Annotated in this window: 12 protein-coding genes and 2 pseudogenes; 8 read left to right on the forward strand and 6 right to left on the reverse strand. The window is 58.0% G+C overall.

Annotated elements, in window-relative coordinates:
* From DW082_RS00750 to DW082_RS00765, 5 genes are all read right to left on the reverse strand, one after another.
* Nucleotides 1-1,224 (reverse strand): beta-galactosidase, encoded by a 1,224-nt coding sequence (locus DW082_RS00750; protein WP_259335442.1) that lies wholly within the window; start codon nucleotides 1,222-1,224, stop codon nucleotides 1-3.
* Between the two features lie 147 nt (nucleotides 1,225-1,371).
* Nucleotides 1,372-2,532 (reverse strand): alpha-L-rhamnosidase C-terminal domain-containing protein, encoded by a 1,161-nt coding sequence (locus tag DW082_RS15395; protein WP_409049065.1) that lies wholly within the window; start codon nucleotides 2,530-2,532, stop codon nucleotides 1,372-1,374.
* A gap of 5 nt (nucleotides 2,533-2,537) precedes the next feature.
* On the reverse strand, nucleotides 2,538-4,109 hold the full coding sequence (locus DW082_RS14795) for a family 78 glycoside hydrolase catalytic domain (protein WP_409049063.1): 1,572 nt from the start codon (nucleotides 4,107-4,109) through the stop codon (nucleotides 2,538-2,540).
* Nucleotides 4,110-4,292: 183 nt separating this feature from the next.
* The gene (locus DW082_RS00760; RefSeq protein ID WP_101572199.1) at nucleotides 4,293-5,045 is read right to left on the reverse strand and encodes a CDGSH iron-sulfur domain-containing protein; all 753 of its coding nucleotides are present in this window, start codon (nucleotides 5,043-5,045) and stop codon (nucleotides 4,293-4,295) included.
* 49 nt (nucleotides 5,046-5,094) lie between these two features.
* Nucleotides 5,095-6,462 (reverse strand): MATE family efflux transporter, encoded by a 1,368-nt coding sequence (locus tag DW082_RS00765; RefSeq protein ID WP_101572198.1) that lies wholly within the window; start codon nucleotides 6,460-6,462, stop codon nucleotides 5,095-5,097.
* A gap of 180 nt (nucleotides 6,463-6,642) precedes the next feature.
* Here DW082_RS00765 and DW082_RS00770 point away from each other — a divergent pair, with 180 nt between their 5' ends.
* A complete protein-coding gene (locus tag DW082_RS00770; protein ID WP_118456907.1) occupies nucleotides 6,643-7,113 on the forward strand; it encodes a hypothetical protein in 471 nt (156 codons plus the stop codon).
* A gap of 13 nt (nucleotides 7,114-7,126) precedes the next feature.
* On the opposite strand, the gene mtgA is transcribed toward DW082_RS00770, so the two are convergent.
* Complete coding sequence (gene mtgA, locus DW082_RS00775; protein WP_101572412.1) at nucleotides 7,127-7,807, reverse strand: monofunctional biosynthetic peptidoglycan transglycosylase; 681 nt, start codon at nucleotides 7,805-7,807, stop codon at nucleotides 7,127-7,129.
* Between the two features lie 213 nt (nucleotides 7,808-8,020).
* Between mtgA and nifJ the strand changes: the two are divergent.
* From nifJ to DW082_RS00810, 7 genes and pseudogenes are all read left to right on the forward strand, one after another.
* Nucleotides 8,021-11,567: pseudogene (nifJ, locus tag DW082_RS00780) on the forward strand (pyruvate:ferredoxin (flavodoxin) oxidoreductase).
* Between the two features lie 238 nt (nucleotides 11,568-11,805).
* A complete protein-coding gene (locus DW082_RS00785) occupies nucleotides 11,806-13,833 on the forward strand; it encodes a transketolase (RefSeq protein ID WP_055205737.1) in 2,028 nt (675 codons plus the stop codon).
* Nucleotides 13,834-14,017: 184 nt separating this feature from the next.
* Nucleotides 14,018-16,012: an OPT family oligopeptide transporter gene (locus DW082_RS00790; protein ID WP_118456908.1), complete on the forward strand. Its 1,995-nt coding sequence runs from the start codon at nucleotides 14,018-14,020 to the stop codon at nucleotides 16,010-16,012.
* 18 nt (nucleotides 16,013-16,030) lie between these two features.
* Nucleotides 16,031-17,250: pseudogene (gene pepT, locus DW082_RS00795) on the forward strand (peptidase T).
* Between the two features lie 322 nt (nucleotides 17,251-17,572).
* Complete coding sequence (locus tag DW082_RS00800) at nucleotides 17,573-18,874, forward strand: O-acetylhomoserine aminocarboxypropyltransferase/cysteine synthase family protein (protein ID WP_118456910.1); 1,302 nt, start codon at nucleotides 17,573-17,575, stop codon at nucleotides 18,872-18,874.
* A 251-nt stretch (nucleotides 18,875-19,125) separates the two neighbouring features.
* Nucleotides 19,126-20,574 (forward strand): sodium:solute symporter, encoded by a 1,449-nt coding sequence (locus tag DW082_RS00805; protein WP_118456912.1) that lies wholly within the window; start codon nucleotides 19,126-19,128, stop codon nucleotides 20,572-20,574.
* Nucleotides 20,571-23,570 carry a xanthan lyase gene (locus tag DW082_RS00810; protein WP_118456914.1) on the forward strand — a complete coding sequence of 1,000 codons (3,000 nt, stop codon included), beginning with the start codon at nucleotides 20,571-20,573 and terminating at the stop codon, nucleotides 23,568-23,570. The genes DW082_RS00805 and DW082_RS00810 overlap by 4 nt, the downstream gene beginning before the upstream one ends.
* Nucleotides 23,571-23,581: the final 11 nt, after the last annotated feature.

The raw sequence follows: 23,581 nt of genomic DNA on the forward strand, positions 1-23,581 counted from the left end.
CTATTGCAGCATATAAATTACGGCATCCCCCGGCTCGACCATCAACGTCGAAGAGTAGAGCGACGCCGGAACGATCGAACCGTCTTTCAGAATCCGCTTCGCCGACGGATCGAGTTCGATATCCAATTGCATCCGGTCGTTGAAATCGCGGTTGACGATTACCAGGAACCGGTTGTCTCCGTTCTGCAATTCGGAAACGACGGCGCCGGTTCCGGTCGTTTGCAGCTTCTTGACCGACGCGGGCAGCTCCGCCAACGGAGTAGTTCCCTGCGGAATCGTATCGCCGGTATGACGTACGGACAGCACTTTCGCACCGAGGAACACGCCGGTAAGCGCCTTGATCTCACGGTTCAATTCCGTCACCTTGTCATAGACGTCGGTACGCTTGCCGTCCAGACCGATCGGCCCGTGGTGGAAATTCCAATTCGGGTTCTTTCCCGGAGTCCAGTAAGTAAAATACTGCAACCCCTGGGCCCCATAAGCCAGGTTGCTGAACATCTGCAACCGCATCTGGGCCAGATCCGGGATCGGATACGGATCGTGCGCGGTCGCCAGCGAGAAGGCCCAGAACGGTTTCCCGGCCAGGCGCGCTTCGTCCGAGAAGATCTCCAGGTTCTCGTAATAATCCGGACGCAGCATCCGGCCTACGACCGGATAATGGTCGAACGACAGCAACTGCAACGGCACCTCCTGATCGAAGCGGTGCACGTAATCGCGGTAGCTGTCGGCTTTCAGCGCCTCCAGGGAAACGTACGTGGGCAGCAGGTTCAGGTAGCAGAAATGCGCGTCGTCGGTGGCGCGGATCCGTTTCGCCCACTGGCCCAACTCGGCGAACGACTCGGTGTTCGGCTCGTCGCGCAGGAAATAACCCGCCGTCGCCGGATGGTTCATAAAGCGTTTCACGGTCGCTTCGGGTTCCTTTTCGAGCTCCGGGCACGAAACGATCAGTTTGACGCCGGCCGCCTGCGCCGTATCCAGCGCCCGCTGCATCGCATCGGCATCGGGGTAACTGGTAAAACTGTGTGTGATCCCGGTTTCCTTCATTTCGCGGAAACGTTCGAGCGTCGTACAGTCGGACGGGATGCTGTGCCAAGCCAGGATCGGCATTTCGCCGGTCGCCTGCAGTTTCGGCCAGACAGCCTGTTCCGCCGCCTGCTTCTGTCCGGAATTACAACATCCGGCCAGACCGGCAGCCAATAGAGACAGCAAGAAGATTTTTTTCATCGGTCTAAGTTTTAGTATTTTATGAATATTCCGATTTCAAATTTAATAAAATTTCCGCAATCGACGGAATAAACGCCTCATTTTTATCTCCATACAAAAACGGAGGCGTTTACACGCCTCCGTTTCCGTCGATCGCGACCGTCCGGGCTATTCCACCGTAAAGGTATATTTGCCCGAACGCACCGTATATTCGGCGTAATCGTCCTTCATGCCGTTATAAACGATATTCCCGTCTTTCTTACCGGTTCCGTCCGTGCGAACGGCCGAAGGGGCTTTCGCATCCGGTACGCACACCGTAGCCGTACAGCCTACCGGCACTTCGACCGTCATCGTAAACCGACCGCCCCGTTTGCTCCAGTCGACCGACGCTTGCCCGTAAGGAGTCGCCGTGGCGTACTTCGCCCAGTCGATCTGCGATACCGGCTGCGGGCGAAACACGATATGACGGTAACCGGGCTGCGACGGGTCGGCGTTCAGGCCGGCCAGTTTGCGGTAGAACCAGGTCAGTGAACCGCCGAACATCGGATGGTTGCGCGAATTTTCGCCGTTCCACTGTTCCCAAGTCGTCGTGGCGCCCTGGTCGATCCAGTGACCGAAACTCGGATAGTCCCGTTTGTTCATCGCTTCGTAAGCCAGTTCGCCCAATCCGTTCTCGGCCAGCACCTCGAAGAAGAACTGGGTGCCGAAAATGCCGGTATCCAGATGACCTCCGTTGTCGAGAATATCCTGCCTGAGCGACGCCACTACCCGGTCGCGGTATTCGTCGGGAACCCCGATCCGCAATGCGAAAATATTTCCTCCGTAACGGCCGTAAGTTCCTTTCTGCGGATCGTAGAAACGCTTGTGGAAAGCGGCAGCCGTCCGGTCGGCCAGCTCACGGTAGGCCTTTGCATCGTCCGTCTTGCCGAGCGCTTCGGCTGCGCGGGCCGTGTAATCGGCGCAACGCCACAGGTAGAACGTATGCACCATTTCCGCAGGCGGAAAATCGAAGGCCGGACACCAGTCGCCGAGGTTCATCCACTGGTTCGGCGTTTGCATCAGCATGACGCCGTCGTCGCCCACCCAGTTTTGCATGAAACGGATCTGCTCCTTCATCGCGTCGTAATTGCCGGCCAGCAGGTCGCGGTCGCCGTAGTGCACGTAGAATTCCCACGGCATGATATTCATCGCGGCTCCCCACGCCACGCCGCCGCCGCAGCCGGGCTGCCACGGCGCGCCGTTGGGCACGTAACCCGTCTCCGGATTCTGCGCCCCCCACATGTCGCGAATCCACTTGTTGTAAAATGCCGCGGCATCAAGGTTATGCATCACCGTCACACACGCGACCTGCCCGTCGCCCGTATAGGCCGAACGTCGCGGTGCGGGCAGTCGCTCGCCACGCTGCCGTGCATGTTATCGGTCTGACTGCGCCACCAGATCCGATTGATCGTATTGAACAGCGGATTGGAACACTCGAAACAGCCGGTCGTAGCCACGTCCGAATATACCGCCTCGGCCGTCACCTGTTCCGGACGCAGTTCTCCGGGCCAGCCGCTGAGTTCCACTTCACGGAATACATACCACGTAAAACGGGTGTGGTACGACTCGGGGCCGCCGCCCTTCATCGTATAGCTGTTCGAACCGACCGGAGATTCGCAGATGTAACGAATGTCGATCTTCTGTCCCGGAGCGCCTTCGACGTCTTTCAGATGCAGCCAGCCCGAAATTTCCTGTCCGAAATCCACTTTGTAACGACCTTCGCCGAGTTTTTCGATCTTCACCGGTTCGAGCCGTTCCATCACCCGGTCGGGCGGACCGTTCTGGGCGACGAGCTTCCCTTCCGGCGCTTTGCGCAGCGCGACCGGCTGCCAGGCCGAGTCGTCGAATCCCGGAGCGCACCACCCCGGCTGTTCGCGGCGGGCGTCGTAGTGTTCGCCGGAATAGACCCCGTCGGAGACGATCGCGCTTTCGGACGCTTTCCACGACCCGTCGCTCAGGATCACGTCCTGCGTTCCGTCCGCATAGGTTATATGCAGTTCCCCGAAAAAGCGGGGCGACCCGAACGCCATTACCCAATGGATCTTCGCATTGTAGAAACCGTTGCCGAGAATCGCTCCGAGCACGTTTTCGCCGCGGCGCACCCGGTCGGTCACGTCGTATCCGACGTACATCACCCGGTACTCCCTGAAATTATCCTCGACCGGAATCCCGCGTTTTTCGAGTCCGGGACGCTTGCCGTAATTGGTCTGGTTCGGAGCCAACACGTCGTCGCCGACCTTTTCGCCGTTCATATACAACTCGAAATAACCGAGGCCGGTTCCGTAGAAGTAAGCCGAAGCGACCTCCTTATCCACGCCGAACGACTTGCGCAGCAACGGGGCCGGAGGCGGCACGTCCTGACTCAGAGCCTCCAGCGACTCCTCGCCCTGCCACGGCGCGCCGATCCAGCGGCATTTCCACTCCGACGGATCGAGGATACCCATATTCCAGCGGGCCGGTTCGCTCCACGCCGATACGTTGCCCTTCCCATCCCACACGCGCACCCGCCACCAGCAGGTCTCGCGCGACTGCAACGGCTTTCCCGCATATTTCACCAGCGTGGACTGCGGACTTTTTACTTTCCCGCTGTTCCACAGATCGGCCATCCCGTCCCGCAACGCTTTTTCGGTAGAGGCCACCTCGATCTGGTATGCCCGCTGCTCCTGGCCGCGAAGGCCTGCGGCAGCGGTATTGATCCACGACAAGCGGGGATGCTGCGCGTCTACGACCGACGGGTCGGTCTGGTATTCGCAGGTCAGCTTTCCGGGAACGATTCCGGCGCTTCCGCGCGCCGCAGACGACGCGCCGGAAACGACCAGACAGGCCGCCAATAGCAGGCCCGCAACTTTTGCACTCGGTTTTTTCATAAATTCAATTCAGTTATTTAGGTTTTCCGCATCCTCCCGCGGTCATAAAATCGGGGAGTTCGACAAAATTACCATTTTTCGCGGATTTTCCGAACGATTTCGACAGGCATAAAAAAACGGAGGGAAAAATTTCCCTCCGACAAACATTATTTTCGAAAACAGCGACGAAGCTTTCGAAATACCCTACCACTCTTCGCCGTCCGGCTCGGGCTTTCCCGGCAATCCGTCGCGAAACCCCATCGAAGCGTGCGTCCCGTCGCAGTACGGCTTGTTGGACGACTGGCCGCAACGGCACAATGTCACCCGGTTGCGGATCTCGTAGACAAACCCGTCTTCGCGTTGAATCGGAATGCCGCCGCGCACCCACAACGCGCCGCTGCACCCGCGCTGCGGATCTTCCAACAGGCCGAGCGAAGGTTCGAAATGCGGTTCGTGCGGATGGCTGGCGTCGAGCCACGCCGAAAGACGTCCGGCCGGACAACGGTCCGCCTCGCGGATCGTCAGGTCGCGGGCGCGTTCGCCCTCCTCCTCTACCAGATTCCACACCTGCCCCTTCGCATCGCAGAAACGGGCGAAAGCGCAATACTCGCGGTTATCGGTCAACGCCACTTCCGGACCGCCGAACGACTCGGCTTCATCCAGCAGCGGTTCTTCCGATGCGGTAAGCGACGGGTCCCAGTCGGTATGCACGTGCGAACCGTCGCAGTACGGCTTGGTCTTCGACGCGCCGCAACGGCACAGCGCCGTCGGTTCGTCTTGGGTAGCATACTCTTTGCCCGCCTTGTAATACCAGATTTCGCCTTCGCGGTTCGGCAACATGAATTGTTGTTTCAGTGGCGGCTGTCCGTAAACCAGATAGGGCCCTTCCTCCATAACGGTGATATGAAACCGGTCGGGGGCCACTTTCGTGCCCGGTTGTACATTGAACTTTTCCATGTGATTGATGTGTTTAAAAATCGTTTACGGATTTTCGAACGTGCAACAATCATACCCGTCGGCCGGAAGAAGGATAAAATACGCGTCTTTCGCTGCGCAGGAACAGAATCGCCACAACGGCCGCCAGCAGGTCGGCGGCCGGGATCGATAGCCACACTCCGGTCAGGCCGAACCAGCGCGAAAAGAAATAGAGCGCCGGGATCAGGAAAATCACCTGTCGGGACAACCCCATGAAAACGGCCTTCTGAGCCTTGCTGATCGACTGCAGGAATACCGAAACGACGATCTGAAAACCGTCCAGAAACAACAGGCAGTACCCCAGCCGCATCCCGTGCACGGCCATAGCCGTCAGATCGGGATCGTCGGTAAAAGCCCTGACGAGCCAGCGGGGAAACAGTTCGGAAGCGAGGAAACCGACCGTAACGATCAGCGTGGCGATCCGGATCGTCAGCAGCAGCACATCTTTGACCCGTTTGTGTTTTCCGGCGCCGTAATTGAAGCCGACGATCGGCTGCATCCCCTGGCAAAGCCCGAGCACGCACATCACGATCAGCATACCGAAGCTGTTGATGATGCCGAATGCTCCGATCGCCAGGTCGCCCCCTTCGCGCACCAGTTGGTTGTTCATGATGATGTTGACGACGCTCGCCGCCAGGTTCATCAGGAACGGGGCCATGCCGATCGAAACGATGTTGCGGATGATCCGGGCCTTCGGCCGGAAACAACCGACCCGGAAATGCACCTGGTGTTTGGTGTTGAAAAAGTGACTCATCACGAACAACATGCTGACAAACATCGAGATGACCGTCGCGACGGCCGCCCCCTCGATCCCCATATTCAATCCGAAAATGAAGACCGGATCGAGGATCACGTTCAGCCCGACGCCGATCAGAATCGTGTACATCGACTTGCGCGGATAACCGGTGGCCCGCATCACCCCGCTGAAACTGTAACTGAGGTTCGACAGGACGCTCCCCGGAATCACGATCCGCAGGTAATCCTTCGCATACGGGATCGTCTGCGCGCTGCCGCCGAACGCCAACAGGATATCGTCCAAGTAGAGCATCGAAAAAGTAATCAGCACCGCCGAAAACAAAAACGTCAGCACGAAAGCGTTCCCCAGAATATTACGTGCCCAACGCACATCATTCATTCCCAGTACGATGGATATCCGAGCCGACGCGCCAACGCCGACCAGCGTACCGATCGCCATCACGAGCGTCATCAGCGGGAAAGTCAACGCCAGCCCCGAAATCGCCAACGGGCCCACGCCCTGCCCGATAAAAATTCTGTCGACGATGTTGTACAACGACGCCATCACCATCCCGATCACCGCCGGAATGGAATAATCGAGTAATAACTTCCCTACGCGCTCCGACCCGAGCCGGGCCGTCGCTTGATCCATCTGCACTGCCATATTTCGTTTTTTTCTGATACGCCGTTCCGGAGAGGACGGCCGAGACAGGACAAAGATACCGAATTTCAACCGAAAAATCCGCAATTTCACCTATAATATATTGCATATTCCACAGAAATGATTAGTTTTGTATGCGTAGGGCCGTATCATACAAGTACTAACGAATTCTATTCGGAAATCATGAAATCCGTAAAAGTCCTGCCGACGCTGTCGATCCTGTTGCCGGCGGTTTCCGTTGCGCAGGCGGCGCGTCCGCTGCGGGGAATCCGCATCGTCAGTCCGGCAAATCCCGTAACGATCTACCTGAACGGCGAGCGGGTCTTGTCCGTCACCAACAGTTGTTTCATCGCCAACCTGAAAAGCGGCGACTGCCGGATCGAGGCCTACGACGGGTACGGCGACAATAAACGCAACGGCAGTCCCGTTTTTTCAGAAATCGTACGTCATTCGGGCCGCGAGGTCACCGAAATCAGCGTCGAAAACCGTAGCCGTGCCTGTTCAACGCTCCGGCGATCGGCCGGGCGCAGTTCGGCCGGCTTGCTGAACATGATCCGGGAAGAGGCGTTCGACGCCAACAGGAACACGCTGCTGTCGACGCTGAAATTTTCGGGAAGCAAAAGCGAACTGAAAAATTTTATCGGCGGTCTATAAAATCCGGCGCGGCTCACCGGCCCAGATCGACCTCGCCGACCATGTTCATCAGGGTACGCACGCGGGCGGCGCGGCGCACCATGTAGTTCGAAGGGTTCTGTAACCGCATCCGCAGCGGATTCGGCAGCACGGTGGCGATCATCGACGCCTCGTAACGGTTCAGTTCTTTGGCACTCTTACCATACACCTCGCGGGCGGGAGCTTCAACCCCGTACATGTTCCGGCCGGTCTCGATGACATTCAGGTAGGTTTCCATGATACGGCGTTTGCTCCAGCAGCACTCGATCAGCACGGTGTAATAAGCCTCGAACCCCTTTCGCAGCCAGGTGCGCGAAGGAAAGCAGAAAACGTTCTTGGCCGTTTGCTGCGAAATGGTGCTTCCGCCGCGGAGGCGCTTACCCTCGCGGTTCTCGTCGAACGCCTGGTTGATCGCCTCCCAGTCGAAACCGTTGTGCGTAGCGAAATTATTATCCTCGGTGGCGATTACCGCCTGTACGACCGACGGATTGATCCGGTCGAATGGCACCCAATTTGAATGCACTGAAAAACCGTCCTGCGTGAAATTCTCGAAGAAACGGAGCACCTTCAGCGGCGTGACCGTTACCGGCACCGCCCGAAGCAACAGCACCGAGCAAATCGAATAGGTCACAAAAAACAGCGACAGATAAACTACCAACCGCAGCAAGTAGCGCATAATCAAGATTTACAGACAATTAATTTTCAAGAAAACACATCCGAAACGAGAAAACGCTCTGGAGCATTCGGGCAAAAATAATATAATTTTTCACATTTCATAGTGAAAAAATGAGCAAATTATTCAATTTAAAATAATCGCTGTATATTTGCACGAAATTACAGAGAAGGGAAAAACTTTTAGGAAAATTATTCCAACAAATCGTTTTTAAAAATGGCACAAAAAAAATTTATCACCTGTGACGGAAACTACGCAGCCGCCCACATCGCTTATATGTTCAGCGAGGTAGCGGCGATCTATCCGATCACTCCGTCGTCCACGATGGCAGAATATGTCGACGAATGGGCGGCAAGCGGACGTAAAAACATTTTTGGGGAGACAGTCAAAGTCGTTGAGATGCAGTCCGAGGCAGGAGCCGCCGGCGCAGTGCACGGTTCGCTCCAGGGAGGTGCTTTGACCACTACGTTCACCGCTTCTCAGGGGTTGCTGCTGATGATTCCGAACATGTACAAAATAGCCGGGGAGCTGCTTCCCTGCGTATTCCACGTATCGGCGCGGGCGCTCGCAGCACAGGCCCTGTCCATTTTCGGCGACCACCAGGACGTAATGGCCGCCCGTCAGACCGGCTTTGCCATGCTGGCTTCGGGCAGCGTGCAGGAAGTGATGGATCTGGCCGGCATCGCCCACCTGATCGCCATTAAATCGCGGGTTCCGTTCATGCACTTTTTCGACGGATTCCGCACCTCGCACGAAATCCAGAAAATCGAGCTGATCGACGAGGAAGCGCTCATCAAACTACTCGACACCAAAGCGTTGGCCGAGTTCCGCAAACGGGCGTTGAATCCGGAGAACCCGGTAACGCGCGGCACGGCCCAGAACTCCGACATCTATTTCCAAACCCGCGAAGCGTCGAACCGCTTCTACGACGCCATCCCCGATCTGGTGGCCGAGGCCATGGAGAACATCAGCAAAATCACCGGCCGGGAATACAAACCGTTCACTTATTACGGCGATCCGGACGCCGAAAACGTCGTAATCGCGATGGGTTCGATCACCGAAACGATCAAGGAGACGATCGACTACATGCAGGCGAAAGGCGAAAAGGCCGGCTTGATCTCGGTACATCTCTACCGTCCGTTCTCGCCGAAATACCTGATGAACGTACTGCCGAAATCGGTAAAACGAATCTGCGTGCTCGACCGTACCAAGGAACCGGGCGCCAACGGCGAACCGCTCTACCTCGACATCAAAGACGTGCTGTACGGCACCGCAAACGCGCCGATCGTCGTAGGCGGCCGCTACGGGCTGTCGTCGAAAGACACCACCCCGGCGCAGATGCTGGCCGTTTACGAAAACCTGAAGGCCAACGAGCCGAAGGATCACTTCACGGTAGGCATCGTGGACGACGTAACGTTCACCTCGTTGCCGGTAGGCCCGGAACTGCACCTCGAAAACAAAGATACGTTCGAGGCCCGTTTCATCGGCCTGGGCGCCGACGGTACCGTTGGAGCCAACAAGAACTCGATTAAAATCATCGGCAACACGACCGACAAATACTGCCAGGCCTACTTCGCCTACGACTCGAAAAAGTCGGGCGGCTATACGGCATCGCACCTGCGTTTCGGCGACAAGCGATCCGTTCGCCCTACCTGGTCAATACGCCGGATTTCGTAGCCTGCCACGTTCCTTCGTACCTCGGCAAGTACGACCTGCTGAAGGGGCTGAAGGACGGCGGCACATTCCTGCTGAACAGCGTTTGGGACGCGGAAACCACCAAGAAGCACCTGCCGGACGCTATGAAAAAGTACATGGCCGAGCACAAAATCAACTTCTACATCATCAACGCGACGAAAATCGCATCGGAAATCGGCCTCGGAAGCCGCACCAACACGATCATGCAGAGCGCATTCTTCAAGGTGTCGGGCGTCATTCCGTACGACAAGGCCAAGGAGGAGATGAAGAAAGCCATCTACAAATCCTACGGCAAGAAAGGCGAGGACGTGGTCAACATGAACTACGCCGCCGTAGAACGCGGGGGCAACGTGACCAAAGTGAAGATCCCGGCCGAATGGGCTTCGATCGAAGTCGTTCCGACCGAACCGGAAAACGCACCCGAATTCATCCGGAAAATCGTCCGCCCGATCGAAAGCCTCGAAGGAGACAACCTGCCGGTCAGCGCGTTCGTCGGCCGTGAAGACGGTTCGTGGGATCCGGGCACGTCGCAGTACGAGAAACGCGGCATCGCCGTAAAAATTCCGGAATGGCAGCCCGACAACTGTATCCAGTGTAACCAGTGCGCTTATGTTTGCCCGCACGCAGCGATCCGTCCGTTCCTGCTGACCGAAGAGGAAGCCGAAGCCGCTCCCGAAGGAACGAAAACGATCCAGGGCGCCGGCGCGACGAAAGCTACAAATTTAAGATCCAGATCTCTCCGCTCGACTGTACCGGTTGCAGCAACTGCGCGAACGTCTGCCCGGCTCCGAACAAGGCCCTCGTGATGAAGCCGCTCGAAGAACAGCTCCAGAACGGCGAGGAAGCCCGCTGGGAATACATGCACCGCAAAGTCGGCTACAAAGATACCGTCGTAGACAAGACCAAGACCGTGAAGAACAGCCAGTTCTCGCGTCCGCTATTCGAATTCTCGGGCGCCTGCGCAGGCTGCGGCGAAACGCCTTATATCAAAGCGATCACCCAGTTGTTCGGTCACCGGATGATTATCGCCAACGCGACCGGCTGCTCGTCGATCTACGGAGGCTCCGCACCGTCGTCCCCTTACTGCTCCAACGACAAAGGTTTCGGGCCGGCCTGGGCTAACTCGCTGTTCGAGGACAACGCCGAATTCGGACTCGGGATCCTGTCGGGCGTCGCCAAACAGCGCGAGCGCCTTTGCATCCTGATGCGCGAAGCGATCGAAAACGGATCGACCTGCTCGGCCGAACTGAAAAGCGTAATGACCGAATGGATCGACAACCGCAAAGACGCGACCAAAAGCGAAGAGATCGCCGAACGCCTGATCCCGATGATGGAAGCCTGCAACTGCCCGATCTGCCAGCAGATCCTCGAACTGAAACACTACCTGATCAAAAAGTCGATCTGGATCATCGGCGGCGACGGCTGGGCCTACGACATCGGATTCGGCGGTCTGGACCACGTCATCGCATCGGGCAAGAACGTAAACATCCTGGTTCTCGACACCGAAGTCTATTCGAACACCGGCGGACAGTCGTCGAAGAGCACCCCGATCGGCGCCGTCGCCAAATTCGCGTCGGCCGGCAAGCGCGTCCGCAAGAAAGACCTCGGAGCGATGGCAATGACCTATAGCTACGTCTATGTCGCTCAGGTCGCCATGGGAGCCAATCACAACCAATACTTCCAGGCCATTAAAGAAGCCGAAGCTTACAACGGCCCGTCGTTGATCATCGCCTATGCGCCCTGTATCAACCACGGTATCAAAGGCGGCATGGGGCTGTCTCAGATGACCGAGAAGCAAGCCGTCGAATCGGGCTACTGGCACCTATGGCGCTACAACCCGACCCTTCCGGAACAAGGCAAGAATCCGTTCATCCTCGACTCGAAGGAACCGGACTGGTCGAAATTCCAGGAATTCATCCACAAGGAAGTGCGCTACACTTCGTTGCTGAAAACGTTCCCGAAAGAGGCCGAAGAGTTGTTCGCAGCCTCCGAGTCCGACGCCAAATGGCGTTACGACACCTACAAACGTTACGTAGCGATGGACTACTCGAACGAAAAGAAAGAGTAGCGCCTACCGTATAACGACAAAGGCGAAGGGCCGTCCCGATTGCGGGACGGCCCTTTGTTTTCGGAACGGTTCCCGGACGGCGCGGAGACGATCCGGGAACGGCGCGGAAAGGCCCGCCGCCGGGGAATTATTCGTTTGCAGGATTTTGAAGAATCGGTTTTTTTACCTAAATTTGTTTCGTTTAATTTTTCCGGAAACGAATTCACTTGAAACCAAAAATACTAACTGAATTAACAAAATGAAAGACTTGACGACAAGAGCTGCGGATAACATCCGTATCCTCGCAGCCTCCATGGTGGAGAAAGCGAAGTCGGGACATCCCGGCGGCGCAATGGGCGGTGCCGATTTCGTAAACATTCTCTATTCGGAATACCTGAACTACAATCCCGAAGACCCGCGTTACCCGTTCCGCGACCGTTTTTTCCTCGATCCGGGCCACATGTCCGCGATGCTGTATTCGGTGCTGTCGCTGGCAGGTTATTTCAAAATGGACGAACTGGCCGCTTTCCGTCAATGGGGCAGCCCGACGCCGGGACACCCCGAGGTGGACGTCGCCCGCGGTATCGAAAACACGTCGGGTCCGCTGGGCCAGGGACATGCGATGGCGCTGGGCGCAGCGATCGCCGAACGCTTTCTGGTAGCCCGCTTCGGCGAATGGATGGCGCATAAAACCTACGTGTTCATCTCCGACGGCGGTATTCAGGAAGAGGTGTCGCAGGGCGTGGGCCGTATCGCCGGCCATCTGGGTCTGAGCAACATGATCATGTTCTACGACTCGAACAACATCCAGCTTTCGACGAAAGTGGACGAAGTTTCGACCGAAGACATCGTGGCCAAATACGAAGCGTGGGGCTGGAACGTCATCAGCATCGACGGCAACGACGCCGCCGAAATCCGCCAGGCGCTGAACCGCGCGATCGCCGAAACCGAAAAACCGACGCTGATCGTAGGCCATACGCTGATGGGCAAAGGCGCCGTCGGCAAAGAAGGCGAAGACTTCTCGAACAAGGTTTCGACGCACGGACAGCCGTTGTCGGCAGCCGGCGGCGACACGGCCAAAACGATCGCCAACCTCGGCGGGGACCCGGAAAAACCGTTCCAGATCTTCAAAGACGTCGAAGAGCTGTACGCCCGCCGTCGCGAAGAGCTGAAAAAATGGTACGCGCTGCGTAAAGAAGAAGAATCGATCTGGCGCGCCGCCAACAAAGAACTGGCCGCGAAACTCGACCAGTTCCTGTCGGGCAAGGCTCCGGATATCGACTATGCGAAGATCAACTGCGGCGACAACGTGGCTACTCGCGCCGCATCGGCCGCCGTACTGTCGTACCTGGCCGAGCATGTGGAAAACATGATCGTTGCATCGGCCGACCTGAGCAACTCGGACAAAACCGACGGATTTTTGAAAAAGACGCATGCGATGGTCAAAGGCGACTTTACCGGCCGTTTCCTGCAACCGGGCGTAGCCGAGTTCACGATGGCCTGCATCATGAACGGCATGGCGCTGCACGGCGGCGTAATTCCGGCCTGCGGAACGTTCTTCGTATTCTCGGATTATATGAAACCCGCGCTGCGTATCGCCGCGCTGCAACGCCTGCCGGTCAAATACGTCTGGACGCACGACTCGTTCCGCGTGGGCGAGGACGGTCCGACGCACCAACCGATCGAACACGAAGCACAGTTGCGCCTGATGGAACAACTGCGCAACCACAAAGGCGAACGTTCGGTCGTCGTACTCCGTCCGGCCGACAGCTACGAAACCGTCGCCGCCTGGAAAATCGCGATGGAAAACGAACGTCCGACCGCGCTGATCCTGTCGCGTCAGAATATCAAGAATCTGCCCGCAGCGAGCGGCGACCGCGCCAAGGAAGCCATGCAGGCCGTCAAGGGCGCTTATATCGTCGAAGACTGCGCCGGAACCCCGGACGTAATCTTGCTGGCGAGCGGTTCGGAAGTGGCTACGCTGATAGACGGCGCCGAAAAGCTGAAAGCCGACGGCGTGAAAGTACGCGTAGTATCGGTTCCGTCCGAAGGACTATTCCGCGACCAGAGCAAGGAGTACCAGAAGAGCGTGCTGCCGTGCGGCGTGCCGAAGTTCGGTCTGACCTCGGGTCTGCCCGTGACGCTGGCCGGCCTGGTCGCCTGCGACGGCGAAGTGTACGGTCTCGATCACTTCGGATATTCCGCTCCTGCGAGCGTCCTGGACAAGGAGTTCGGCTTCTCGGGCGAGAACGTTTACAACCAGGTGAAAGCGATGCTGAAAAAATAAGGCGACTTTTTCATAAACAAGGCAGAGAGGCCGGGTTCCGCAAGGATCCGGTCTCTCTCTTTTCGGCCGACGGGCGGCGGACAGCTTACGGCAAAACAACGCGGATGGCAAACCAAGCGATTCCGATCCGTTTTCCGAATTTGTCGTAAAATAACTACCTTTGAATGACAGATACCCGAAAACCATGGCACAACCGCACAAAACCGATACTACCTCGCTGCCCGAAAACGCATACGGCGAACTCGCCCCCGGCGAAACCTACCGCCCCGTCATGCCCGACACGCCCGCACCGCGCGAAGTAACCCCTTACTCGGTCACATTCGGCATCCTGATGGCCGTCGTCTTCTCCGCCGCCGCCGCGTACCTCGGTCTGCGCGTCGGTCAGGTCTTCGAAGCCGCCATCCCGATCGCCATCATCGCCGTCGGCGTCGGCAACCTCACCGGCCGCCGCAACATGCTCGGACAGAACGTCATTATCCAGTCGATCGGCGCAAGTTCCGGGGTCGTCGTCGCCGGAGCCATCTTCACGCTGCCCGCTCTCTACATTCTGGGGCTCGAAGCGCAGTTCTACCAGATCTTCCTGTCTTCGCTGTTCGGCGGTATGCTCGGCATCCTGCTGCTGATCCCGTTCCGCAAATATTTCGTGCGCGACATGCACGGTAAACTCCCGTTCCCCGAAGCCACCGCCACGACCGAAGTGCTCGTCTCCGGCGAAAAAAAGGGAAACCAAGCCAAACTGCTCGCCGTCAGCGGACTCGTCGGAGGAGTCTACGACTTTATCATCAGTACTTTCGGCTGGTGGACCGAAGAAATATCGACCCGCATGACCGGCTGGGGCGAAGCGCTGGCCGACAAGATGAAAGTCGTTTTCAAGATCAACACCGGCGCCGCCGTCCTCGGTCTCGGCTACATCGTGGGCCTGCGGTATGCGGCCTATATTTGCGCCGGATCGTTCACCGTATGGTTCGTACTGATCCCGTTTCTCAGCCACTTCGCCGACGGGCAGACCCTCGCCGTGGGCGAAGGGATCACCACGCTGCTGCGCGACATGACGCCCGAAATGATTTTTAAAAATTATGCCCGGCATATTGGGATCGGTGGGATTGCAATGGCAGGGGTCATCGGCATCGTCCGCTCGTCGAACATTATCCGGCAGGCGCTCGGGCTGGCCGTCACCGAACTGCGCGGCCGACGCGCCGGAGCCGAAACCGCCGAACGCACCCAGCGAGACATTCCGATGAAACTGATCCTCTCGGTGCTGATCGCCGTACTGGCCACGACGTTCATCTTTTTCCGCTTCGGACTGCTGGACAACTGGCTCCACGCGGGCATCGCGATCGCCATTGTTTTTGTCATCTCGTTCCTGTTCACGACCGTCGCGGCCAACGCCATCGCAATCGTCGGCACGAACCCGGTATCGGGCATGACGCTGATGACACTAATCCTCAGCTCGCTGATACTGGTCAGCGCCGGACTCAGCGGCACGGCCGGCATGACCGCCGCACTGATCATCGGCGGCGTGGTCTGCACGGCGCTCGCCATGGCCGGCGCTTTCATCTCCGACCTGAAAATCGGCTACTGGCTCGGCTCGACGCCCGCTAAACAGGAGGGCTGGAAGTTTCTCGGAACGGCGGTCTCGGCCGCAACGGTCGCCGGCGTGATGATGGTGCTGAACAAAACCTACGGCTTCACCGGCGACGGCGCGCTGGTCGCACCGCAGGCCAACGCGATGGCCGCGGTCATCAAACCGCTGATGGAAGGCGGCGCAACGCCGTGGCTGCTCTATTTCGCCGGCGCGGCGCTGGCGCTGGTGCTGACGATGATCGGCGTTCCGGCGCTGGCTTTCGCGCTCGGCATGTTTATTCCGCTGGAACTGAACGCCCCGCTGCTGGTCGGAGGTCTCGTCAGTTGGTATGTCGGCAGCCGCAGCCGAAACGCCGAAACGAACAAGACCCGCCGCGAACGCGGAACGCTTATTGCATCGGGATTCATCGCCGGAGGCGCGCTGATGGGCGTCGTGAGCGCCCTACTGAAATATTTCGGAGCCGACTGGTTCGCTACGGAATGGAACGGCACGACGGGAGCCGAAGTGTTGTCGCTTGCAATGTACATCCTGCTGATCGCCTATTTCGTCCGCGACAGTTTAAGAGATTCGGCCCGTAAGAACAACGGAAGTTAATACGAAAGAGATAAAAATATGACCCTCGAACAACGATTCTTAAAATACGTCGCTTTCGACACGCAGAGCGACCCGAAAAGCGAAACCTATCCGTCGACGGCCAAACAACTGGCCCTGCTGAACCACTTGCTCGAAGAGATGACGACCCTCGGACTGCACGATGTCGAGATCGATCCGAACGGCTATGTCACCGGTACGATCCCGCGACGCCGGGCTGCGAGTCGGCCCCGGTCGTCGGCTTCATTTCGCACGTCGATACCAGTCCCGATATGAAAGGGTCGGACATCCGCCCCGGCATTATCGAACGCTACGACGGCGGCGATATCGCGCTGAACGACAAACTCACGATGCGCGCCGCCGATTTCCCGGAACTGGCGTTCTACAAAGGGCACCGGCTGATTGTGACCGACGGCACGACACTGCTCGGCGCCGACGACAAAGCCGGCATCGCCGAAATCATGACCGCAGCCGAATACCTGACGACCCACCCCGAAGCGAAACACGGCACGATCCGGATCGGGTTCACGCCGGACGAAGAGATCGGCCGCGGAGTAGACTTCTTCGACGTAGAGCGGTTCGGGGCGAAATTCGCCTACACGATGGACGGCGGCTTCGAAGGCGAGATCGAATACGAAAACTTCAACGCGGCCGCCGCCGAAATCGCCGTGCAGGGACGCAACATCCACCCCGGATACGCCAAAGACAAAATGATCAACGCGCTGCAGGTAGCCTGCGAAATCAACGCGCTGCTGCCCGCCGCCCAGCGTCCGGAACACACCGAGGGCTACGAAGGTTTTTATCATTTGGTCGGATTGGAGGGAACGGTCGAACGGGCTTCGCTGGAATACATCATCCGCGACCATTCGCACAAAAAGTTCGAAGCAAAAAAACGCTATCTCGCCGACGCCGTGGCGCTGCTCGGCGAGAAATACGGGGAAGGCGTCATCCGCCTGACGCTGAAGGACCAGTACTACAACATGCGCGAAAAAATCGAACCGTATCCCGAAGTGATCGAAAAGGCGATGGAAGCGATGCGGCAGGCAGGCGTCGCGCCGATCGTGCGTCCGATCCGCGGCGGCACGGACGGGGCGAGGCTATCGTACATGGGCCTGCCGTGCCCGAACCTGTTTACCGGCGGCATGAATTTCCACGGCAAATTCGAGTACTGTTCGGTCGACACGATGCAACGAGCCGTGCAAACCATTATAAACCTGGCCCGTATCTGGTCCGAATCCTGACAGACGCGCAGCCTTTCGTTTGCAGAAACTAAAAAAAAATTAAAAAAAAATTGCGGAAAACGCACCAACTTTACGGGAAATGCATATATTTGCCGCAGGAACATGAATGAAATGACAAACAACAGCGCATACGAACGTTTCGCCGCACTCCGGACTTCCAGCCGGATGACGATGGGTATGTGCATGTCTTCCTGCTTACGCCGGATGTGATTCTGTTTGTCTACCCCGCACCGATTCAAAACGACACAATCATAACGATCCGGCTTTCGAGCCGGATTTTTTTGTATCCCGAATTCACAAACCAATCAAAAAAAATAAAACCATGAGCAAAAGAAATTATCACTTCGACACCCTGCAGGTTCACGCAGGACAGGCACCCGACCCCACGACCGGTTCGCGCGCCGTTCCCATTTACCAGACCACGTCGTATGTCTTTTCGGACGCGCAGGAAGGCGCCGACCGGTTCGCGCTGAAGAAGTTCGGCAACATCTACACGCGACTGACCAATCCGACGACGGCCGTATTCGAAGACCGCATTGCGGCGCTCGAAGGCGGCACGGCGGCCGTAGCAACCGCATCGGGCCTGTCGGCGCAATTTTTGGCCATCAGCAACCTCGCCGAAGCCGGCGACAACATCGTCAGCACCTCGTACATCTACGGCGGCACGCACAATCAGTTTAAAGTCGCCCTGCGCCGTTTCGGTATCGAGGTACGGTTCGCCGACGGCGACGACGTACGGAGCATCGCTTCGCTGATCGATCCGAGAACGAAGGCGATCTATCTGGAAACCATCGGCAACCCGGAGTTCAACGTGCCCGACTTCGAACCGATCGTCGAACTGGCGCGTAAGCACGACATCGCCGTAATCACCGACAACACGTTCGGGGCCGGCGGTTACTTGTTCCGCCCGATCGAATGGGGCGTCAACGTCGTGACGCATTCGGCGACCAAATGGATCGGCGGACACGGCACCAGCCTCGGCGGCGTAGTGGTCGACGGCGGCAACTTCGACTGGGGCAACGGCAAATACCCGGCCTTCAGCGAACCGACCGAAAGCTACAACGGACTGAAAATATGGGAGGTATTCGGCAGCGACGGTACCTTCGGCAACATCGCGTTCGCAATCCGCACGCGTGCCGAAGGACTGCGCGATCTGGGACCGTGCCTGAGCCCGTTCAATGCCTTTCAACTGCTGCAAGGCCTCGAAACGCTGTCGCTGCGAGTACAACGCAGCGTCGACAACACGCTGGAAATCGCGCAATGGCTCGAAAAACACCCGAAGGTCGAAAGCGTCAATTATCCCGGCCTCAAAAACAGTCCGCACCACGCGCTGGCAAAAAAATACCTGCGCCACGGCTTCGGCGGCGTACTGTCGTTCCGCGTCAAAGGCAACGCCGAACAGACGGCTCAGGTCATCAACCACCTGGAATTGATTAGCCACCTGGCCAACGTCGGCGACACGAAGTCGCTGATCATCCACCCGACATCGACGACGCATGCCCAGCTCAGCGAAGCCGAACAGCGCAAAGCCGGCGTCTTCCCGAACCTGCTGCGGCTATCGCTCGGCATCGAGGCGGTCGAAGACCTCAAAACCGACCTGGACGAAGCGTTACGGACCCTATAACCGCCTCCGGTTTCGGAAACCGATGTTCGAAAGGCCGTTCCCGGTTCGGGGACGGCCTTTCGCTTCTATCCGATATTCAACGCTGGAACCGACGATTCCGCACAGGCAATTTTACCCGACTCCGGCGTAAAACGGAAAACCCGCGAAATCCTTTCGTCCCCCACCGAACGGAATCCGACGGAAACCGTCTCGTAATCTGCCGTTTTTTCTAAAATAGTTCGTACCTTTGGGATACCAAACCGATCCGGAATATGACCCCTGCTTTAGTCCTCGTTACCGTCGCGGCTTATTTTACCGTGCTGTTCGCAGTCGCCTACGTGACCGGACGGAAGGCCGATAACCAGGGATTTTTCGTCGGCAACCGGAAATCGCCGTGGTTCGTGGTCGCTTTCGCGATGATCGGATCGAGCATTTCGGGGGTTACGTTCATCTCGGTGCCGGGTTGGGTGGCGACCAGCCACTTTTCGTATATGCAGATGGTGCTCGGGTTTCTGACCGGGCAGTTGATCATCGCGTTCGTGCTGATCCCGCTGTTTTACCGGATGCGGCTCGTATCGATCTACGAATACCTCGAAAACCGCTTCGGAGCCTCCTCCTACAAAACCGGGGCATGGTTCTTCTTCATCTCGAAAATGCTCGGGGCGGCCGTGCGGATTTTCCTGGTCTGTATCGTCATGCAACTACTGGTTTTCGAACCGCTCGGCATCGGATTCGTCTGGAACGTCGCCGCCACGATGGCGCTCGTATGGCTCTACACGTTCCGCGGCGGCGTCAAATCGCTGATTTGGACCGATTCGCTCAAAACGTTCTGCCTCGTAGTAAGCGTCGTACTGTGTATCTGTTACATCGCGTCCGACCTGCAGCTCGGCTTCGGGCAGATGGTGCGGACGATCGCCGTCCACGACTATTCGCAGGTCTTCTTTTTCGACGATATAAACGACAAACGCTACTTTTTCAAGCAGTTCCTTGCGGGCGTTTTCACGGTGATCGCGATGAGCGGCCTCGACCAGGACATGATGCAGCGCAACCTGAGCTGCAAGAATTTCCGGGATTCGCAGAAAAACATCGTAACCAGCGGCATCCTGCAGCTGTTCGTGATCCTGCTGTTCCTGATGCTCGGAGTGTTGCTCTACACGTTCACCGAACGCAACGGCCTGCAGGTTCCGCAGAAAAGCGACGAATTGTTCCCGATGATCGCGACGCAGGGTTACTTCCCGGTGATCGTCGGTATTCTGTTCGTGCTCGGACTGATTTCGGCAGCCTATTCGGCGGCGGGGTCGGCGCTAACCTCGCTGACGACCTCGTTCACGGTCGATATTCTCGGAAGCACGAAAAAACACGACGAAACCCGGACGGCCCGCATCCGCAAGCGGGTGCACGTCGGCATGGCCGTCACGATGGGCGTCGTAATCCTGATCTTCAACGTGCTGAACAACACGAGCGTCATCGACGCCGTCTACGTGCTGGCCAGCTACACTTACGGTCCGATCCTCGGCATGTTCGCGTTCGGCATTTTCACCAAACGCCCGGTTCGGGACCGTTGGGTTCCGCTCGTCGCGCTGCTGTCTCCGGTGCTCTGTTTCGTACTGGACAGTCACTCGGAAACCTGGTTCAACGGTTATTCGTTCAGTTACGAACTTTTGATATTCAACGCATTATTTACATTTGCAGGCCTTTGCCTGCTAATCAGAAAAAAATGAAAATCATAAAAAAAACGCACGCAGTCCGTCTTGCGTTCCTGTTGTCGGGGTTCTTCGCGGCAACTCTGCCGCTGCAAGCCCAGCCGCTCCCGCAGGATGTCCGCGACCGGATCGGGGACCTGCTCACCGAAACGGCCCGCACGACGATCCGCTCGGGCCGGATTACGATCGACTCGGTGGCCGCAGACAAAAAAACGCTGGAACTCTATGCCGGCGAGAACTGCGCCTACATCCCGTTCCGCGAAGACAACGTCCGGAGAATTTACGACGGTATCCGAGAATTGCTGCCGGCCGGGTTCAAACGCAAGGAGATCGTCCTGTTCTCCGACGGAAAACGGATCGAGGAACTGATCCCCGCCCCGTTGCGCAGCAAAGCCGACCGCAGCCGAAAACGCTTCGTCACGAAATCGCCCGAGCCGCTGGTCACGCGGGCGAATCGGCCCTACCGGCCGACCGCCGGACTCGACGGACGCCACATCGCCCTGTGGCAAAGTCACGGATACTATTTCGAACCGAAACTGAACCGCTGGGAGTGGCAGCGGGCACGTATTTTCGAGATCGTCGAAGACCTCTACACGCAGAGCTACGTGCTGCCCTACCTGGTTCCGATGCTGGAAAACGCCGGGGCCTACGTCCTGATGCCGCGCGAACGCGACGTACAGACCGAAGAGGCGATCGCAGACAACGACCCGGCGATAGCGGGCGCGTCGCGTTACGAAGAGCGAAACGGGACGAAACCCTGGACGACCGGCGAGGAGCCCGGCTTCGCCTACAAACAATCCAGCTACAAGGACGCCGAGAACCCGTTCCGCGACGGAACGTTCCGGCAGGCCGTGACCGTAGGTCATCCGGACGACGTCAGCACGGCACGTTGGACGCCCGACATTCCGAAAGGCGGCCGGTATGCCGTTTACGTCTCCTATAAAACATTGCCGAACAGCACGGACGATGCGGTCTACACGGTTCGCCACAAAGGTGGAACGACCCGTTTCCGCGTTAACCAAACGATGGGCGGCGGCACATGGATCTACCTCGGGCACTTCGATTTCGATGCGGGATGTTCCGAATCGGGCTGCGTTACGCTGAGCAATTTGTCGCATAAGACAGGTCGGATCGTCACGGCCGACGCCGTCAAAATCGGCGGCGGACAGGGCAACATCGCCCGGATCATGCCGGCCGAACAACGCAATCCGGAAATCGACTACGCATACGAGACCAGCGGCTATCCCCGTTTCACCGAAGGTGCGCGCTACTGGCTGCAATGGGCGGGATTTCCGGATTCGGTCTATTCGGCCACGGGGCATACGAACGACTACCGCGACGACTACCTGTGCCGCGGCCTGTGGGTGAACTACCTGATTGGCGGGACGAAGAACGCCCCCGACCGCGAAGGGCTGCACATTCCGGTCGACCTATCGCTGGCATTCCATTCCGACGCCGGAACGACGATGAACGACTCGATCATCGGCACGTTGGGCATCTATTATACGCACAAAGACGACGGACTCTACCCGAACGGCGCCTCCCGCGACCTGTCGCGCGACCTGACCGACCTGGTGCAATCGCAGATCGTATCGGATATACAGGCGTTGTACGAACCCGAATGGTCGCGTCGCGGCATGTGGGACAAAGCCTATTTCGAAGCGCACGTCCCGGAAGTGCCGGCCATGCTGCTCGAACTGCTGTCGCACCAGAATTTCGCCGACATGCGTTACGGCCTCGACCCGCGTTTCCGCTTTACGGTCAGCCGGGCGATTTATAAAGGCATCCTGCGGTTCCTGGCATTCCAGTACAAGCAGGATTGCGTCATACAACCGCTGCCGGTCGACCATTTCCGGATCGCATTCGCGGGGCGGGACAGCGTCGAACTGAACTGGCAGCCGGTCGCCGACCCGCTGGAACCGACCGCCCAGGCAGGACGATACGTGCTCTACACCCGGATCGGCGACGGCGGCTTCGACAACGGGGTGCCGGTCGCGGAAAACCGTATCAGGCTGTACCAGCAGCCCGGCAAAATATACAGTTACAAAGTGACGGCGCTGAACCGGGGCGGCGAAAGTTTCCCATCCGAGATCCTTTCGGCCTGCCGAGTTCCCGACGAGAAAGGGACGGTGCTGGTCATCAACGGATTCGACCGGATCAGCGCGCCGTACAGTTTCGTATGCGACTCGCTGGCCGGTTTTTACGATGAAATCGACCACGGCGTGCCGGATAGGCAGGACATCAGCTTTATCGGCAGCCAGTACGAATTCCGTCGTCCGGCGCCGTATGCCGACGACGATGCCGCCGGTTTCGGGGCCAGTCGCGCGGATTACGAGAAAGAGGTCATCGCCGGCAATACGTTCGATTATCCGGCCCTGCACGGCCGCTCGATCGTCAGCGCCGGATATTCGTTCGTGTCGTGCAGCAACGAATCGGTCATCGACGACGAGGTGAACCTCGGGGACTACCGAGCGGTCGATCTGATCCTCGGCAAGCAGCGCGAAACCGTCCTGGCGCGCGGAGCCTGTCCGCCGGAATTCCGGGCTTTCCCGCCCGAACTGCAACTGGCCCTCGCGGACTACTGCAACGGTGGGGGCAACCTGCTGGTCAGCGGCGCTTACGTGGGTTCCGACCTGTGGGAAAGCGACACGACCGGGGCATCGAAGGAATTCGCCGCCAACACGTTGAAATTCAAATTGCGTACCGGACGGGCGGCCGTTCGCGGCAGTGTCCGGAGCGTCGCCTCGCCGTACAAAACGCTGAAAGGAGATTACGACTACAACCACGAACTCAACGGCGATTGTTACGTCGTCGAATCGCCCGACGCTATCGAACCGGCTGCCGACGGCGCCTTCACGGTATTCCGTTACGCGGAAAACAATCTCAGCGCGGGAGTGGCTTATAAAGGCGCCTACAAGGTCTGCACGCTCGGATTCCCGTTCGAGACCGTCCTTACGGACGAACGGCGCGACAGCCTGATGCGCGGGATTCTGGAATTTTTCGAACAACCATAACCCTTCGGACG

It is taken from the genome of Alistipes sp. AF48-12, from assembly GCF_003477565.1.
Taxonomy (GTDB): domain Bacteria; phylum Bacteroidota; class Bacteroidia; order Bacteroidales; family Rikenellaceae; genus Alistipes_A; species Alistipes_A hominis.

What these genes read in the sequence shown, in the direction of transcription:
- DW082_RS00750 (WP_259335442.1), bottom strand. Translation starts at nt 1,224, where the DNA reads ATGAAAAAAATCTTCTTGCTGTCTCTATTGGCTGCCGGTCTGGCCGGA.
- DW082_RS15395 (WP_409049065.1), bottom strand. Translation starts at nt 2,532, where the DNA reads ATGCATAACCTTGATGCCGCGGCATTTTACAACAAGTGGATTCGCGAC.
- DW082_RS14795 (WP_409049063.1), bottom strand. Translation starts at nt 4,109, where the DNA reads ATGAAAAAACCGAGTGCAAAAGTTGCGGGCCTGCTATTGGCGGCCTGT.
- DW082_RS00760 (WP_101572199.1), bottom strand. Translation starts at nt 5,045, where the DNA reads ATGGAAAAGTTCAATGTACAACCGGGCACGAAAGTGGCCCCCGACCGG.
- DW082_RS00765 (WP_101572198.1), bottom strand. Translation starts at nt 6,462, where the DNA reads ATGGCAGTGCAGATGGATCAAGCGACGGCCCGGCTCGGGTCGGAGCGC.
- DW082_RS00770 (WP_118456907.1), top strand. Translation starts at nt 6,643, where the DNA reads ATGAAATCCGTAAAAGTCCTGCCGACGCTGTCGATCCTGTTGCCGGCG.
- mtgA (WP_101572412.1), bottom strand. Translation starts at nt 7,807, where the DNA reads ATGCGCTACTTGCTGCGGTTGGTAGTTTATCTGTCGCTGTTTTTTGTG.
- DW082_RS00785 (WP_055205737.1), top strand. Translation starts at nt 11,806, where the DNA reads ATGAAAGACTTGACGACAAGAGCTGCGGATAACATCCGTATCCTCGCA.
- DW082_RS00790 (WP_118456908.1), top strand. Translation starts at nt 14,018, where the DNA reads ATGGCACAACCGCACAAAACCGATACTACCTCGCTGCCCGAAAACGCA.
- DW082_RS00800 (WP_118456910.1), top strand. Translation starts at nt 17,573, where the DNA reads ATGAGCAAAAGAAATTATCACTTCGACACCCTGCAGGTTCACGCAGGA.
- DW082_RS00805 (WP_118456912.1), top strand. Translation starts at nt 19,126, where the DNA reads ATGACCCCTGCTTTAGTCCTCGTTACCGTCGCGGCTTATTTTACCGTG.
- DW082_RS00810 (WP_118456914.1), top strand. Translation starts at nt 20,571, where the DNA reads ATGAAAATCATAAAAAAAACGCACGCAGTCCGTCTTGCGTTCCTGTTG.